This is a genomic window from Patescibacteria group bacterium, assembly GCA_041664365.1.
Classification (GTDB): Bacteria; Patescibacteriota; Patescibacteriia; order UM-FILTER-42-10; family UM-FILTER-42-10; genus JAHJEX01.
In genome coordinates this window covers 1-15,294 of the sequence record JBAYKW010000005.1, presented here as the reverse complement: position 1 = coordinate 15,294, position 15,294 = coordinate 1, and the positions used below count along the sequence as shown (strand labels likewise).

Annotated in this window: 19 protein-coding genes; 16 read left to right on the top strand and 3 right to left on the bottom strand. The window is 43.4% G+C overall.

The genetic code is table 11. The annotated features are described in order from the left end of the window. The first annotated feature begins 337 nt into the window (after nt 1-337). From WCW66_03920 to WCW66_03870, 11 genes are all read left to right on the top strand, one after another. The gene (locus WCW66_03920; protein ID MFA6391868.1) at nt 338-1,663 is read left to right on the top strand and encodes a PIF1 family DEAD/DEAH box helicase; all 1,326 of its coding nucleotides are present in this window, start codon (nt 338-340) and stop codon (nt 1,661-1,663) included. 147 nt (nt 1,664-1,810) lie between these two features. Beyond that, on the top strand, nt 1,811-2,212 hold the full coding sequence (locus WCW66_03915; GenBank protein MFA6391867.1) for a hypothetical protein: 402 nt from the start codon (nt 1,811-1,813) through the stop codon (nt 2,210-2,212). Between the two features lie 63 nt (nt 2,213-2,275). After that, a complete protein-coding gene (locus tag WCW66_03910; protein ID MFA6391866.1) occupies nt 2,276-2,830 on the top strand; it encodes a hypothetical protein in 555 nt (184 codons plus the stop codon). A 35-nt stretch (nt 2,831-2,865) separates the two neighbouring features. Beyond that, the gene (locus WCW66_03905) at nt 2,866-3,465 is read left to right on the top strand and encodes an HD domain-containing protein (protein MFA6391865.1); all 600 of its coding nucleotides are present in this window, start codon (nt 2,866-2,868) and stop codon (nt 3,463-3,465) included. A gap of 36 nt (nt 3,466-3,501) precedes the next feature. Further along, complete coding sequence (locus tag WCW66_03900; GenBank protein ID MFA6391864.1) at nt 3,502-4,068, top strand: hypothetical protein; 567 nt, start codon at nt 3,502-3,504, stop codon at nt 4,066-4,068. A gap of 15 nt (nt 4,069-4,083) precedes the next feature. Next, on the top strand, nt 4,084-4,725 hold the full coding sequence (locus tag WCW66_03895) for a Type 1 glutamine amidotransferase-like domain-containing protein (protein MFA6391863.1): 642 nt from the start codon (nt 4,084-4,086) through the stop codon (nt 4,723-4,725). Nucleotides 4,726-4,805: 80 nt separating this feature from the next. Next, nucleotides 4,806-5,231, top strand: a complete 426-nt coding sequence (locus WCW66_03890; GenBank protein MFA6391862.1) for an NUDIX domain-containing protein — start codon at nt 4,806-4,808, stop codon at nt 5,229-5,231. Continuing rightward, nucleotides 5,228-5,797: a SprT family zinc-dependent metalloprotease gene (locus tag WCW66_03885; protein MFA6391861.1), complete on the top strand. Its 570-nt coding sequence runs from the start codon at nt 5,228-5,230 to the stop codon at nt 5,795-5,797. Before WCW66_03890 ends, WCW66_03885 begins: the two co-directional genes overlap by 4 nt. Nucleotides 5,798-5,838: 41 nt before the next feature. Then, nucleotides 5,839-7,023: a hypothetical protein gene (locus tag WCW66_03880; GenBank protein ID MFA6391860.1), complete on the top strand. Its 1,185-nt coding sequence runs from the start codon at nt 5,839-5,841 to the stop codon at nt 7,021-7,023. After that, complete coding sequence (locus tag WCW66_03875; GenBank protein ID MFA6391859.1) at nt 6,980-7,216, top strand: M48 family metallopeptidase; 237 nt, start codon at nt 6,980-6,982, stop codon at nt 7,214-7,216. The genes WCW66_03880 and WCW66_03875 overlap by 44 nt, the downstream gene beginning before the upstream one ends. Before the next feature lie 47 nt (nt 7,217-7,263). Continuing rightward, nucleotides 7,264-7,818: a hypothetical protein gene (locus WCW66_03870; GenBank protein MFA6391858.1), complete on the top strand. Its 555-nt coding sequence runs from the start codon at nt 7,264-7,266 to the stop codon at nt 7,816-7,818. A 123-nt stretch (nt 7,819-7,941) separates the two neighbouring features. Here WCW66_03870 and WCW66_03865 read toward each other — a convergent pair whose 3' ends face one another. Next, nucleotides 7,942-8,820 (bottom strand): hypothetical protein, encoded by an 879-nt coding sequence (locus tag WCW66_03865; protein MFA6391857.1) that lies wholly within the window; start codon nt 8,818-8,820, stop codon nt 7,942-7,944. A 416-nt stretch (nt 8,821-9,236) separates the two neighbouring features. On the opposite strand from WCW66_03865, the gene WCW66_03860 reads away from it, so the two are divergent. From WCW66_03860 to WCW66_03840, 5 genes are all read left to right on the top strand, one after another. Then, entirely contained in the window at nt 9,237-10,196 is a 960-nt protein-coding gene (locus tag WCW66_03860) for an alpha/beta fold hydrolase (GenBank protein MFA6391856.1), read from the top strand. 25 nt (nt 10,197-10,221) lie between these two features. Next, on the top strand, nt 10,222-10,713 hold the full coding sequence (locus tag WCW66_03855) for a hypothetical protein (protein MFA6391855.1): 492 nt from the start codon (nt 10,222-10,224) through the stop codon (nt 10,711-10,713). A 110-nt stretch (nt 10,714-10,823) separates the two neighbouring features. After that, complete coding sequence (locus WCW66_03850; protein ID MFA6391854.1) at nt 10,824-11,042, top strand: hypothetical protein; 219 nt, start codon at nt 10,824-10,826, stop codon at nt 11,040-11,042. An 85-nt stretch (nt 11,043-11,127) separates the two neighbouring features. Further along, nucleotides 11,128-11,925, top strand: coding sequence for a hypothetical protein (locus tag WCW66_03845; GenBank protein ID MFA6391853.1), 798 nt, complete (start codon nt 11,128-11,130; stop codon nt 11,923-11,925). Nucleotides 11,926-11,928: 3 nt separating this feature from the next. Beyond that, nucleotides 11,929-12,660 (top strand): hypothetical protein, encoded by a 732-nt coding sequence (locus tag WCW66_03840; GenBank protein ID MFA6391852.1) that lies wholly within the window; start codon nt 11,929-11,931, stop codon nt 12,658-12,660. A 177-nt stretch (nt 12,661-12,837) separates the two neighbouring features. Here WCW66_03840 and WCW66_03835 read toward each other — a convergent pair whose 3' ends face one another. Together WCW66_03835 and WCW66_03830 are read right to left on the bottom strand one after the other, a co-directional pair. Further along, nucleotides 12,838-14,937 carry a hypothetical protein gene (locus WCW66_03835; GenBank protein MFA6391851.1) on the bottom strand — a complete coding sequence of 700 codons (2,100 nt, stop codon included), beginning with the start codon at nt 14,935-14,937 and terminating at the stop codon, nt 12,838-12,840. A 1-nt stretch (nt 14,938) separates the two neighbouring features. Continuing rightward, the coding region (locus WCW66_03830; protein ID MFA6391850.1) for a hypothetical protein at nt 14,939-15,294 on the bottom strand (356 nt) is incomplete at its 5' end.

Below are 15,294 nucleotides of genomic sequence, written 5' to 3'. Positions count from 1 at the left end.
TCATATAATCTCAAGTATTTAATGGTTTATAAGTTGCACTTCAGAAAGTAATACAGACACACAATAAATTGCGTGTTGTTGCGAAGATCAGGCAAACAGAAACCAAACAGTATCAGTTTTTCTCGGAATGAGTTAATAGCGTTGATACGTCCAACCCAAGTAATACAGCGGTTATCAGGATAGAAAACGCCACTCGTCGGAAGTTAATTGGGACCCTTTAAATGAGGGTTTTTTGATTTATTAGGGATAAGGGTTTAGGAGATAGGGATTAGGGTGCAGATTTATTATTCACTCAATGCTATAATATCCGCACGAAGATAAATATTTGAGAATTGTAATGAAGCAATCGGAAGCGCTGGATATATTGAAAATGGGACACAATGTGTTTCTAACGGGATTTGCCGGGAGCGGCAAAACTTTTTTATTAAACAAATATATTGAATACCTGGAGCGGAATGACGTGGCGGTGGGAGTGACCGCGTCCACGGGCATTGCGGCGACCCATATGGAAGGGCGGACGATTCATTCCTGGGCGGGGATGGGTATTAATTTGACGATGACCAAGTCAGAAATCCGGAAGATTCTGAAGAAGCCTCATCTGAAGAAAAGGATCGCGGGGGCCAGAGTTCTAATCATAGATGAAATATCCATGCTGGGGCACCGTCAGCTGGACCTTGTCGATGCGATATGTAGGATCGGGAAAAAACAGGATGTGCCGTTTGGCGGGATGCAGGTGATCTTGTCCGGGGATTTCTTTCAACTACCTCCGATTAACCGAAGTTCAGATGAAGAGAAAAGTGAATTTGCCACTGAGTCTTCCGTCTGGACGGAGATGGAAATGAAGATCTGTTATCTGGACGAGCAGTTCCGTCAGTCCGACCAGGTGTTTACCAAAGTTTTGAATGATATCCGTGATGACCGCGTAACCGCGGAGACGATCAGTACGCTGATGTCCCGCCTGAATATTGAAATCGACCGGGGGGTGATCCCGACAAAACTGAATACGCACAACGCGGATGTGGATGCGATCAATAATCGCGAGCTTGCCAAGATTCAGGGAAAATCCGTGGAGTTTGAGATGGATTATAACGGTGCTACAGAACTTGTGAAAACATTGAAGAAGGGGTGTCTGGCGCCGGAAACGATTACGCTGAAGCGTGGAGCGATCGTGATGTTTGTGAAAAATAATTTCAACAAAGGATATGTCAACGGATCGCTCGGTACGGTATTGGATTTTAATTCGGAACATGGCTGGCCTGTAGTAGAACTGCGTTCTGGTAAGCGGATTGTGGCTGAGCCGGAAAGCTGGGCGATTGAGGAAGATGGAAAAGTAATCGCAGAGGTGGATCAGGTGCCACTTCGTTTAGCGTGGGCGATCAGCGTGCACAAAAGTCAGGGGATGAGTTTAGAGGCGGCTGAGATTGACTTAAGCCGGGCTTTTGAATGTGGGATGGGATATGTGGCCCTGTCCCGCGTGCGGACTTTGGACGGTATTAAACTGACGGGAATTAATAACAAAGCGCTGGAAGTGAACAAAGCGGTGGTTGGTTTGAACCGGGAATTAATTATCCGTTCGCAGATGGATTCTGACCGGCTGAAGGAATTAGGGAAGAATATGGTGCATAAAATGCAGAAGGATTTTATTAATGAGGCGAGGGGGTAGGCAACCACAGGTGATACGTCTGTCACTTCGACCGCAGTGGAGAAGTCTATAGATTTCTCGGCTCCGCTCGAAATGACAAATTAAAAGCCAGATTCTTTCTTCAATGGTGCTGTTTTTTATTTATCCTCTCAATGGTATAATAATATTATGCATAAAATAAACAAACCGATTATTCGCAGTGAACGTTTAAACTATTGGTTAACCGCAGTTTTTGTGGTTGTCTTTTCAACAATATCTTTTGGACCGCGGCAGATTGGAAATGGAGAATTTTTGGGTTTTGGCCGTGCATTTCTCTTTGGTATTATCTTGGTGGCTGCATATACGGCAAAGATGAAAATCGATAGTAAAACCCCCAGCCTTTTCATACATATTCTCACGACGTATTTTTTGACATTATTTTTATTTATTATAGTAATCGTTACAACGGTCAGTAGTAACAATATATTAACAATTTTAATCGGAGCGGCTATATTTGCCGTCGTTCCGACAGCGGCTGTTATGTTGATACCTATTTTGATAAGATACATCAATTCTATCCGAAGAAGATAAATATTGCCTTCCGATGGTATAATGATGTTATATAATTTATCCAAATATTAATATTAAATAGCAATGAATAGAAGAGAATCAGCCAGGATTTATGATGCCAACGAAGAAGAAGGAGGATTAATGGATAAGGGTAAAAAAATGCCTATTCTTCCGGTAGGAGAAACAGGAAATGATTCCAAACCTGCAGCCGCAAATGTAATATCTATGGAAGAATTCGAAATGCTGGAGGATCTCAAGCAAAAAGTAGAGGAAGAAAGTGATCGGGAGAAGGCAAAATGGCAAGCTTTAATGGATAGATTCGCTGGTGAGATTGACGGATATCAATCTGATGAAAATACAAATGTCAAAGATAAACAGGAAATGAGTAGTGGGCAAGAAATACTAGCAATCATTAAAGAAAGTGGTCTTGATAGTAAGACAGTCTATGATCTAGAAACAACGATGTTTAATTTGATTTTCGAAGTTACTTCGGAAGAAATAGATCAGGAAAAAACAGACAAAATAATTGAATTAATTAATGCTACTGAATTAGATGATATCAGAAAAGAAGGATTAATCCTGGATCTGAATGGTCTGATTTCAACAATGTCTTTGCATAAGGATGACGAAGCGGCGTAATATGATCTATTAGAGACTAATGACATAATGATGTTATGCAGGATACACAAAATCAAAATATAATTGAGCGGGCAAAAGAAACCGCAATTAAACTGCACCAAGGACAGACCAGGAAAGACGGAAGCACGCCGTATTATATTCATCCCGAAGGCGTTGTTCAAATCTTAGAAAAATATACGGATGATGAATCTATTATTTGTGCCGGGTGGCTTCATGATACTTTGGAAGATGTTTCAGGATATAGCTATGAACAGCTGGAAAAAGATTTTGGTAAAACTGTTGCCGGTATTGTCAGGGAAGTTTCTGAGGATAAAAGCCCCGACGACAGCCGTGAAAAAAGTATAGCAACCTGGCAGGCGAGAAAGACTGCGTATATTAATAATCTGGAAAACGACAGCTATGGCGCCTTAATGGTGAGTTCTGCGGATAAAATTCACAATATGCGGTCAATGATGGAATTATACGAACGGGCGGGTAGCAGAATGTGGGAGGCATTTAATGCACCTGAACCCAAGATTGAGAGTATAATATGGTATTATTCAGAAGTTATATCAGTGCTGGAAAATAAACTGAAAAGTGGTATTGTTACTGAGTATCGGGATGTTTTTGAAAATATGAAAAAATTATTTAAATAAGCTAGATTATAATTCAAATATTAATATTAAATAACAATGAAAAGATCAGAAAAACCTGAAGCAGCCAAAGTGTATGATGCAAGTAAAAACGAAAGACGCCAAGGAGAAAAACAGCCTATTTTTCCGGTGAAAGGACCATTAAAACCGCCCGCTGCCGAGTTGACGACCATGGCAGAATTTGAACTTGAAGAACAAAGGCTACTTGCCCAGGAGAAAAGCGAAAGGGAACTGGCGGAACTGCGCTCTAGAATGGAAAAATTCATCAATGATTCCGGTACGACCGTAATTAATTTTGAAAAACCGGGATCCATACCGGAAGAAAGATTTGAAGACAATGAGAAAATGGGGCGGATCGATGAAATATTCGGATTGATCGAAGAAAGCGATCTCGATAAAGCAATAGTTGATCAGCTGTTCGAAGCGCTGGAGAATCTAATCACAGCCATCAGCCGTTCAGATATCGACGAGCAGCAGATTGACCAGATTATCGGGGTTATTAAGGCAAGTAAATTAGAAGACGCGCACAAAAAGGAGCTGATTGGAGAGTTGAGTATCCTTTACGATGCGACAATAATGGAAATTGACGGTAGTGGGAAGTCATAATTATACATAAAAATAATGCGTAAAATCTTATTAGCTTCCCGTGGCACTTATGTAACGGACGGAAAGTATGATCTTTTCGACAAACCCCGCAACGAAATAAAATGGGCGTATATTACAACAGCCAGAAAAAGCGTACCGAATGTTGAATATATTAAAAAACATGAACAGCGGATGCGCGAGCTCGGTTGGGATTTTGAAATACTGGACATAAACGGTAAAACCCCAGACCAGTTGAGACAGGCTTTGGCTGATAAAGAAGCAATCAACATGCTGGGTGGTAATACCTTTTTTCTGATCAAATGCATCAGAGAAAGCGGGTTTCGTGATGTATTGGAGGAGTTTTTGGCAAGAGGCGGTGTGTACTGCGGTTCCAGTGCCGGATCATATGTAGCGTGTCCCAGTATAGAAATGGCTACTTGGAAAGATGATAAAGCATTTGACGGACATGGTGTTACTGATTTTACTGGGATGAATATGGTACCATTTTTAATTGTCGCACACTGCACACTGGAAATTATTACAATAGTCAAACCGCATATTGAACAATCAAAGTATGATGTGAAATTATTGAACGACCAGCAAGCAATCCAAATTAAAGACAATCAGATAGAATATCTGGAGGATCTGAATATTCAATCCAAAGATTTCGGAGGATAAGAATAGTAGCCAATGCAACCCAGACATTTACGAAGTAAATACATCGTGGAAATAATCTCTAAATTACACCATAAGGTTAAATGAAAGAAAAACATATTGAAATAGAATTGAGGGCGATAATTGTTTTCAATAATAAGCTTTTAGTATGTGTTTTAAATGATCAGCCACCGGTACATTTTTTGCCCGGCGGGCATTTGGAATTCGGGGAAACAATAGAAGATGGTTTGAAAAGGGAAATAAATGAAGAAATGGGAGTTGAAGTTAAATCAATCAAATTCCTGAAAGCATTTGAAAATTTTTATAGCACTAACAATATAAAACACCACGAAATAAATTTGGTGCATGAAGTTTCCTTGAATATTGATAGCCCGGAAGCAATTAAAGCACAGGAGGATCATATTTCATTTACCTGGATTGAAATTGAAAAGATAAAGGATGTCAAAATGTTGCCGCCGGTAATTCACCGGTACCTGGTAGAATACTTTGCCGATAAATCCCCAAAATGAAAAAGCAGATTTCCATTAATAATCAATTACTGACCTACACCGTCCGAAAAAGCCTGCGTGCGAGGAGAATGCGGCTAGCTGTGCACAGCGACGGCACGGTGGTAGTAACTATGCCGTTCCGGTTTACTGCCCGCCTTGCCGATAAATTTGTGCATGAAAAACATGACTGGATTGTTCAGAAGATTGAATATTTCAGACAGAACAGACAGCCAAGAACACGCGTTTATACCAGGAAGGATTATTTGAAATACCGTGAAGCGGCAAGAAAATTTGCATATGAACGTGTCGAACATTTTAACCAAACATATAATTTTAAATATCAAAAAATTTCCATTCGCAATCAGAAAACAAGATGGGGGAGTTGTTCAGGAAAGGGAAATCTAAATTTCAATTATAAAATCATTCATCTACCAATGAATATCGCCGACTATATTATTGTACATGAATTATGTCATCTGAAGGAGATGAATCACTCCAAAAAATTCTGGGATCTAGTCAGCTTATCTTTTCCAGATCACAAAGGAATTAGAAAAGAACTGAAAAGGTTGAGTATAGATTTGAGTTAGAAATCTATGGTATAATCTATTTATAAATATAATCAAATTATATGAAAAAATACATTATAATTGCATTAGTTGCTATATTAGTAATCGGAGTAGGTGTAGCAGTTTATTTATTTATTTTCAATGATAAAAAATCAGATAACGATTTAGTATTAAACAATACTAATAATACTGAGGAAACTAATACAAATTCTGTATCACATAACGAAAATTTAGAAAGTTTAGATTTTAATTTATCAGATCCAGGAGATTTATATTTTGTTTCTATTTGCTATCTAAATGAAAATCCAGATGATGTTATTTACTTTAACGAAGGATTGCGTGAGGAGTTTGCCAGGATTCCTGATAAAACATCCAATGAGGAAATTGATTTAATCGCGAGTATCTGCGAAAGTTATGATCAGAAAGATTCTGATTATTTCAGAAAATTGATTGAAACGGATAATGATAAAGATGGTATAAATTCATACTTGGAAATTATATTTACAACAGATGATAACAATCCTGATACAGATAGTGATGGTTATGATGATTTAAAAGAAGTAATTAATGGTTTTAACCCAAATGATTTGTTGGAAGATAAACAAAATGCTATAGATGAAAAATTAGGGATCCTCTTAAAAGAGAACCCAATAGATCAAGATGCAGTTATTTTAGCTTGTGAAGAATTAGACTATCGAGTTGGTTCATTGATATCTGAAAAAGACAGTTGTTTAGAGCAAGCAAGTAGAAAAATGACTGATCTGAAGTTTTGTGATAAAGCTAAATTTAAAGAATCTTCTTGGTATGATAAATGCATTATTAGTATTAAATTAAATAGTGCTATAACAACAGCAGATTGCTTAAATATTGATGATGATTGGAGTAAAAGTTATTGTCTTAAGGAAAGAGCAATAGAATCTAAGAGTTTAGAACCATGTTCTTTACTAACTGGTGAATTTGATGAATTTATAGTTTGTGCTAATGGTACATATCCTTACTTAGAAAATAAAACAGATTGTGATACATATAGGGAAAGGATGGATGATGATGATTATAGTTCCTGTTTATGGAATGTAGCTTATAATACTAAGGATTATAGGATTTGTGAATTCAAACCATCAGGAGAGATACTTGCATGTGTAAATGAACTTGCCTATAAATTAAAAGATCCAGAAATTTGTGAATATTATAATTTCTTCCCGGATGATTTTGAAAAGAAGAAATGTTTGGCACAAATTCCAAACTAAATGTATACATAATTTCAAATATAAAATCATTCATCTACCAATGAATATCGCCGACTATATTATTGTACATGAATTATGTCATCTGAAGGAGATGGACCGCTCCAAAAAATTCTGGGATCTGGTTGGACTGTTTTTTCCTGAACATAAAGCAATCAGAAAAAAGCTAAAGAGGTTGATTATTGTGTTGAATTAGTTTCATCATATTGATATAATTAATACATAATTATTATTTTAAACACAATGGCTAAAGGGGAAATTAGATATCCACATGCGGCTGAAGAAGGGGTAACTCCGGACGTGGAGGAGGCTCGTATATTGAAGCTTTTAACGCCTATGGAGGAAGAATTAAGCTTTTTGGAAATGAAAGCGACAATCGATCTCATAAAAAATGATGTGCCAGAAGATACGAGTCCTTCGCAGACCGGTGATATATTATCACAAAAAGATAATAGTGAGGTACAAGACCCTCATCAAAGATTAAACCTTGAATCAAAGTATGCTATTGATAAAGGGCTAGTGGAAGCAAGAAGGCTGCGTGAAATTAATGTAGCGATGGCAAAAGAGATTACCGATATGCTCCTGGGTTATGATATTGAACTGTTTCGCACTCCAAATCAAATACAGTTAAATGCCATACGCGAAGCGCTCATCAGTGCCTACCAGAAAGATCCTGAAATTGACGATAGAATGAAGGCTAAAGAACGTATCAATGAGATTATTGATCTGGAAAAAAAATTAACTGAATATCTTACTATTTTTGGACAAGAAGTACGGGATATTATTAATGGTCAATAAATAGTTTAGGGGTATTATTACACCTCCTTCTCCTTATGAAGGAGGAGGATGTGATACATAAAAAATACCGTTCAAACATCTGTCTGAACGGCTTTTCAAAATTGCCCGTAAAGGGCGAATGAACTAGTATTCCTGTTCGTCGAGCGGAATGTAATCGGCATAGACCGTGTGCAGGAAGTTGAGGATTCCCGCCACGTATTCATCATCCGTCTCGGCGAACTGCTCTACAGTGTACAAGTTGGCACTCAAGACCAGGTCGGTCCGGAAGAACCCGAAGTCGAGTTGGTTTTCCAGCGGAACACAGTTGTGAATCCGCGTCGAGTCTTCCGGCAAAAGCCCGAAGGTATAGTCGTACGGCGCAAGGCCATTGTCCATGCAGGACTGCTGGCGCTGAAGCGCGCTTTCTTCGACCACCTCCAGCCATTGGTTGTCAGTGATCTCGTTGATCACAGCGAAGACGGAGTCGTAGGCGTGATATTCGCCCACAAGCCAGTTGCTGGAAAGAGGTGCCGAATCCGGCTCTTCTTCCACGGTGCAATTCCGAGCGTGGGCGATCCCATGCGCCAGGTTGAGTCCCCGGACGAGCTGGCCGAAGCCCATGGAACTGACCATCAAAAGGCGCGACTCGCAGTAGAACTGCGCGTAGATCGTGTTCTCGTCATCCGAGATCACGATCGGATTGGGGTTGGCCACGACGTAGAAGTCGTGCGGGCTTTCCGTCTCCTCCAGAACCTCGAACATGTTACTGTCCATGAACTTTGCACGCACAGCATGCGCATCGTAGAACTCGAGGAGTTCCCTTGCGGTCGCGGACTGCTCAGCGAGCACTGCGAGGTCTTCCCGCGCGGTGTCGAGGATCAGATTCTCCTCCGGCGTCAGAGTGGGCTTCTCCAGGATGAGGTAGGTGCCGTGGTCCTCAGCGGACTGGGCGGGAACAAAGTAGGCGAACACACAGAGAGCAAGAACGATGAGCGCAAAGAGAACGGTCTTGCGGGTGCGCATGTGAGGTTCCATCCTTTCGGTCTTCCTCTGGTAGTTGCAGCCAAACGGCCGCCGGGGTGAGTAGAGAGTGCCAAAGAGCCCTACAATCTAACAGGCCAGAATTCACGGCAATGCGCGAAATCTGACTATCATATATAACATGATATTTATATTTTGTCCAGTCCAACGAAAAAAATTGTAGTGGGATTGCTACGTCACGGTGTTTTTTGATGCCGCTTCTCGCAATGGTTACTGTTATCTTAGCGGAATTTTGGCAAAAATTTCCAGTCTTTGCGTTTTTATGTTATGTTAAAACTCCTATGCGAAAAACACTAATCATTCCGATTGTGGGAGCCCTTGGTCTCCTTATTTTTATTTTCTATCAATATTATCAAACGCTCCCCGCAAACACGCCTATACATGGACAAGAATCGAATTTGAATTCGAAAGTTTCAGAAATAAATACAAATACTGTGGCTGAAGCGAATGATGAAAGTCGCCAAGCAGTTAAAAACGAAAACCATTCCCAGTCCCTTATGAAACTTATGAATACGGAGCTTGATGGCAGTAAATTTGAAGTGGGAGTAGTACAATCTGACAATTTCAGTTATACGCGTTATACCATTACATATCAAAGCGATGGACGGACTGTCTCCGGAATTATGAATGTGCCGAAAGGAGATGGTCCGTTTCCAGTACTATTTCTGAATCATGGCTATATTGACCCGGCGGTCTATACCAACGGCCGGGGCTTAAAGCGCGAGCAGGATTATCTGGCGCGCAACGGATATGTAGTTGTTCATTCCGACTACCGCGGTCACGCTTTGGGTGACCCGTTTGATGATTCCGTGTATTCGGTGCAGGGTTTGGGTTATTATAATTACAGTCTAGATGTTTTGAACGCGATTAAGGCTGTTGCCGATTCCGAGCTGTCGTATATTGACGCAGATCGCGTTGGTCTTTTAGGTCATTCTATGGGAGGAGGCGTGTCGCAGAATATAATGGTGGCAAATCCGGAAATGGTTGACGCAGTGGTCTTGTTCGCACCGGTCAGCACAAACTATCTGGATAATTTCAATAAGTGGCGCAGACCGGACAATAATCAGGAACAACTTCAGATATTGACGCAGGAATTAGGAGATTTGAGCGATCATGAAACTTTTGCTGCCTTTTCATCACGCACTTACTTTGACCTTGTCGATGATCCAGTATTAATTCATCACGGCACGGCTGACGAGAGTGTACCGATAGAATGGTCGCGCGAGACAAGAGATCTGCTTTTGGTCGCTGGTAAGGATGTAGTATTAGACGAGTACAAAGGCGAATACCACGAGTTCGGACCGGACTGGGGTTTGGTTATGGAACGCACTCTGGCATTTTTTAATGAACATTTGTAAAAAAATATAGAAAGGAAAATTCAATATGGAAAAAACTAAAGCGCAATCTGTTTGGGGAATACTACGCATAACTTTAGGCCTTATTCTGCTTTGGAGTTTTTTCGACAAACTGTTCGGTCTCGGGTTTGACACGGTTACGGATAAATCATGGCTGGCCGGTAATTCTCCGACTGTGGGATTTTTGAAGTTCGGCACTGACGGACCACTCGCTTCTTTTTACCAGAACATTGCCGGCAATGCTTTGGTCGACTGGCTATTTATGTTGGGACTGCTTTTGGTGGGGATGGCGCTCATTCTAGGAATAGGGATGCGAATTGCCGGGTTTTCCGGTTCTTTAATGATGTTGCTCCTTTGGTCGGCTGTTTTACCAAAAGTTCATAATCCTATCCTGGACGAACACATTATTTATATTCTGGTTTTGTTGGGGTTGACGTATTCTGATGCAGGAAGGTTCATAGGACTTGGCAACTGGTGGCAAAACACCCAGCTGGTCAAAAAGTATCCTTTCCTCAAATAAAACGGAGCTCTGGTTAATCAGTCTGTAATAAATAGTTTGCAAAAAAATACAATTGTGCTAAGGTAGCGCTGACCGGGTCTTAGTCTGTCACAAACAGAGGACGGTTAGGGATGCCCCGAAAAACACCCGCCAAGCTCAATGAGATTCTGACCGCGGCCAACGCGTCGCGGAGACCCGAGGCGGTCGATGCTACGACCAAGTTGCGGGCCTTCATGGAACGCAGAGATCTGATCGGGTCCGACGATACCGAACGGCGTGTGTACGTGCCAAAGGATCTGGTCGAGATCGTCGAGTACCCCTGGCGGGAGTTGCCTTCCGCAAAAGCCTAGTACCTTGGCGCCCACATGGACGCTACCACTCTTTCCAATCCGGAAAGAGATTTTTTATTTTTGAATCTGATGCTATACTAAATATATGCAACTAGCTGTTTTATTCTGGTTTTATCAAGAAGCCGCAATCTGCGAAAACAGATTGAAGCTGATCAAAAAGCATAATCCGAGTATTAAGATATTCGGACTTTATGGTGGAAGAAAAAAAGATGCTACAATGTATAAAAAGAAATTGGGAAAATATTTGGACAATTTTTATACTTCAGCTTATTCTGATAAACAAAAAACCTGGAAATGGATTCATGGTGATCTGATGATATTGGATTGGTATACGAAGCGGGGGAGTAAACTGAATTGGGACAGCATAGTGGTAGTTCAGTGGGATATGCTTGTATTAGGAAATATTGCAAAGCAGTTCCCGGGGATAAAAAAGAATGAACTGTTTCTATCTGGTTACAGAACAATGGATGTGTCTATTGAAAAAAAATGGAACTGGACCAGAGTAGAAAACAAGCTGAGCCGAAAAATTTATCTAAATTTTAAAAACTACATCGAAGAAAAATATAATTACAATAAAAAGCTAAAATGCTGTTTGTTTATTCTGGAAGTTTTTCCGAGAGATTTCTTTAGTAAATGGCAACTACTGCCAAGTAAAGAGCTGGGAATGTTAGAATATAGTATTCCAACTTACGCTAAAATTCTACGGCAACCAATCTATCAGAGAAACTTGGGAGTATGGTGGTTTGATAATAAGGCTAATAATGGGCTGACCCCGCTCAATGCACGCGGAATTGAGATTAAAAAGAATTTTATTGAATCCGAACTGAAAAAGAAAAATGGGTATAGAATATTTCACCCTTATAACAGATTATGGTACGATTAGTGTATGAATTTAGATGAGAAATTAGAGCTGTATTTCTTTGATCCTTTGAGCGGTGAGGAGGAGTATTTCAAAAGGTTTAAAGAATGCACTGACATCCATATTTCTTATGCACCGCTGTATTTATTGCGTCGGCAGATTTTACTTTTGACGGGTAAACTGATTACTTTTCCTAAGCCGCCCATTTATCAGATCCCGTATTTTTCCGCAATACTCCTTGCACACATTGCGGTGAAAAAGATGACCATGCTCGCAAGTGGACTGGATTATGTAAGGTATTCCGATTACATTACCTTCTACGATAAATACATGGGCATGAAAGCGCTGGATTATGTAGCAGCCCGGCTCCTGCGCAACGGAATTGAGCATAATAATTTCCAGTTATACATGAGGCTGAAGGCGGACAGCGCGCCAATGTTCCGGGAGTTCGCTAGGTATTTTATTAATAATAAAATAATGACCCGCGAGCGGCTGAAATCTGTCCGTAATTTTAATGTTACATTTGCCATGATTGAAACCGGGCACACCGGTGCGATCGTCTCTCCGCCGGAAATACTGAAGTTTGACGCGGAGCAGGGAATTGCCAGAATACAGTTTTATATTCAACCCTATTTGTTTTTGGAAGCATTTGAAAAGGGAGTACAAAAAGTGGAACAGGATATTCGTTCATCAGAAATATTGAAAAAGAATTTTGACCGAGCTGTTATTGAAGCGAACTGGATGGATGTGCATTCGTAATTTGTAATTGGTAATCAGTAACTGGTAATTTGTAAATTGTAGTTTGTAATTATTATAGTCTGCTAAAAATGCGGATGCTTTTGTTTTGGAAAATAAAAAAACCGAGGAAGAGAGAACATTGCTTGCGCAACGTTTCTCTCACCTCGGGGTGACCCCCGAAGGAGTCGAAGAACTAGACTAGTTTGCGGGGCGGAACTGGCTTTCCACCCGTACCACCGGAAGCTCCCGGAGACTTTCGGGTACCTCGTAGCACCCGTGGATCTCCAGGAGGTAATCCCAATTGGTGCACTTGCCAGGGTCACCAAGCCAGATCAGACGCACCTCCTGGACGTCTTCGATCAACGCCTCACCGCCATCGAACAGGATCGTCTTTGGCCGCGGAGCGTAAATGTCTTGGAACGGCCATTCGCGTACTGATCCGTCGGCGTACCAGAATTGCACCAAGACTGGCATACGCTGAAGTGTGTCGAACTTCATCAGGAACCAGACCCGCTGCCAGTGCGGGTGTCCGGTTGTGACGAACGCGCAGTCCGTCACGTCGTTCGGACCAACCTTCAGGTCGGTCTCCACTTCCCAGCACACGGTCTCCGGATCCGAAGCGGACCGGACGCGGATGATGATTTCTCTCTGCAGAATCTCGCCGGTGACGTTGTCCGTCACCTCGACGAAGAATAGGTGACTACCCGCGTGCAGATCCCGATATTCGCAGACCGGCGTGGTCGCGAATGGGAACTGCTCGAGGTATCCCCATTTCACCGAGTTGTCGCCGGATCCGCCCTGGATGATCACCTGGAGACTCGCGGTAACGAGTTCCACTTCATCCTGCGGGCTACCGAAAACCTGAATGGTCATCGGCTGGTACTGCAGTGCCTTTACGCGGATGGCGACGTCTCCGTGCTTCACAAGTCCAGTGATATTGTCGGTCACCTGGACATGGAAGTTGTGAGTGCCGGCCATCAGCCCCATCACTTCAACTGACGGGGTGGTGCCGACGACGTTATTGTCGTTGGTCCACTCGTAGCTGAAGTCGCCAGATCCTTGAGTGACAACCACCCAAGATTGGCCGGTAACCGGCTCCATCTGGTCTTGGGGTCCGCCGTTGGGGAAGATCGTCATCGGAATGATGGGATCGTTCTCCCGCGGCAGGGCAGTGACGGTAACCGTCACCTGACGCACATGCCCGAGCGCGTCGGTGACCTTCGCTACGAAGCATCGGGTACCGGGTTGGATCACGCTGACCCTGACGCTGCGGGTGGTCGCGAAAACGTTGCCGTTCTCGCTCCACTCGTGTGCGAAGGGGTAGTCCCCTCCAAACTCGTGCATGGACAGTGTGGTGTCGAACGGGAACGCAATACCGCTCACAGACGCCGTTGCGTCCAGGTCGAGCGGAATCGGATCGTCGGTGTCTACATACACCGTCACGTCCTGGAAAGTGGAACCGTTGCCGGTACCGTCTTCCAGATACACCGTGAAGGTGTGGGTTCCGTCCGGGAGGTTCGGATAGGTCGCGAAGCGGTTCTCCGAGAAAGTATTGCCTTCGTAGACCCAGCGGTAACCGTAGTTGCCGTCGCCACCGACACCATGGCCTTCAAGAATGGCCATGTCGCCGATCGCGAACCCGAATGCATCCAGCGTCAGAGCGGGGAATCCACCAGGAGCGCCGGCGCAAATGTTACGGTCGAAAGTGACTTCGTTGCCGTCGGCGTCGGTGATCGTTCCAACCACCGCATAGTTTCCCGGCTGTTCGGCCAGGAATTCGATGGTCGGCTCGGTGTATACCGTGCCGTTCACGATGATGTCGAACGAATAGGGCAGTTTCCCACCCCAGCCGACCAGCGAGATCGACGCCTGGAAAGGCGCCGTCAAACCGTTCGGTGTGACGATCATCATACCCTGAAGTGGGCTATCCGGTTCGACTTCAAGGGTGCTGGCCGTGATGGTCAGCTCCCTGGTAATGGTGGTGTCCGGATAGACGACCACCAGTTCGAAGTCCCAAGCACCGGGTTCGGGCGCCGTGAATACGGTGTCCGTGCCGGTCGCGTAGAACTCGCCGTCCTTGAAGATCGTGACACGGTCGGGCTCGTCGAGCACGGTTCCCCAGAGGGTAGCCGTATCGACGTAGGGCAGGAACAGGGAAAGTGGCGAGCCGTTGAACGTCGCGCCGAACTCCGGAATCGGAGTCGGTTCGGGTTCCGGGACGACCAGGTCGCTGGAACACCCGCCGAAGACGGCGAGCAGAGCCAGGAACAGCAGAATCAGCAGGTTGTGCTTTTTCATGTTACTTCAACCTCCACGTACCGCCGGCGATGATCGCGAACCGGATGCCGGTTTGCGTATCGAGACGATCGTTCGAGAAATTCCATTCGTGCCCGTAGGTACCGGAGAGGACGCACGCGTAGTGGGGACGCCGAAGTTCGATCGAGAGATCGGCTCCGGTATACCACCAGGGTCGTTTTCCGGCGTAAGGCGCCTTGGTCAGTTTGTTTTCCTCGATGAAGGCACCGCCTAGAACCCAGAGGCTCTTGTACGCCTTGGTGCCCTCGCGTATAACAGCACCCCAATCCAGGGTCTCGGTGTCGGGTTCGAAAGTGTCGCGCTCGTTCCGGAGGAAAACCGAATGCATTCCCCAGCCCT

What these genes read in the sequence shown, in the direction of transcription:
- WCW66_03920 (MFA6391868.1), top strand. Translation starts at nt 338, where the DNA reads ATGAAGCAATCGGAAGCGCTGGATATATTGAAAATGGGACACAATGTG.
- WCW66_03915 (MFA6391867.1), top strand. Translation starts at nt 1,811, where the DNA reads ATGCATAAAATAAACAAACCGATTATTCGCAGTGAACGTTTAAACTAT.
- WCW66_03910 (MFA6391866.1), top strand. Translation starts at nt 2,276, where the DNA reads ATGAATAGAAGAGAATCAGCCAGGATTTATGATGCCAACGAAGAAGAA.
- WCW66_03905 (MFA6391865.1), top strand. Translation starts at nt 2,866, where the DNA reads ATGCAGGATACACAAAATCAAAATATAATTGAGCGGGCAAAAGAAACC.
- WCW66_03900 (MFA6391864.1), top strand. Translation starts at nt 3,502, where the DNA reads ATGAAAAGATCAGAAAAACCTGAAGCAGCCAAAGTGTATGATGCAAGT.
- WCW66_03895 (MFA6391863.1), top strand. Translation starts at nt 4,084, where the DNA reads ATGCGTAAAATCTTATTAGCTTCCCGTGGCACTTATGTAACGGACGGA.
- WCW66_03890 (MFA6391862.1), top strand. Translation starts at nt 4,806, where the DNA reads ATGAAAGAAAAACATATTGAAATAGAATTGAGGGCGATAATTGTTTTC.
- WCW66_03885 (MFA6391861.1), top strand. Translation starts at nt 5,228, where the DNA reads ATGAAAAAGCAGATTTCCATTAATAATCAATTACTGACCTACACCGTC.
- WCW66_03880 (MFA6391860.1), top strand. Translation starts at nt 5,839, where the DNA reads ATGAAAAAATACATTATAATTGCATTAGTTGCTATATTAGTAATCGGA.
- WCW66_03875 (MFA6391859.1), top strand. Translation starts at nt 6,980, where the DNA reads ATGATTTTGAAAAGAAGAAATGTTTGGCACAAATTCCAAACTAAATGT.
- WCW66_03870 (MFA6391858.1), top strand. Translation starts at nt 7,264, where the DNA reads ATGGCTAAAGGGGAAATTAGATATCCACATGCGGCTGAAGAAGGGGTA.
- WCW66_03865 (MFA6391857.1), bottom strand. Translation starts at nt 8,820, where the DNA reads ATGCGCACCCGCAAGACCGTTCTCTTTGCGCTCATCGTTCTTGCTCTC.
- WCW66_03855 (MFA6391855.1), top strand. Translation starts at nt 10,222, where the DNA reads ATGGAAAAAACTAAAGCGCAATCTGTTTGGGGAATACTACGCATAACT.
- WCW66_03850 (MFA6391854.1), top strand. Translation starts at nt 10,824, where the DNA reads ATGCCCCGAAAAACACCCGCCAAGCTCAATGAGATTCTGACCGCGGCC.
- WCW66_03845 (MFA6391853.1), top strand. Translation starts at nt 11,128, where the DNA reads ATGCAACTAGCTGTTTTATTCTGGTTTTATCAAGAAGCCGCAATCTGC.
- WCW66_03840 (MFA6391852.1), top strand. Translation starts at nt 11,929, where the DNA reads ATGAATTTAGATGAGAAATTAGAGCTGTATTTCTTTGATCCTTTGAGC.
- WCW66_03835 (MFA6391851.1), bottom strand. Translation starts at nt 14,937, where the DNA reads ATGAAAAAGCACAACCTGCTGATTCTGCTGTTCCTGGCTCTGCTCGCC.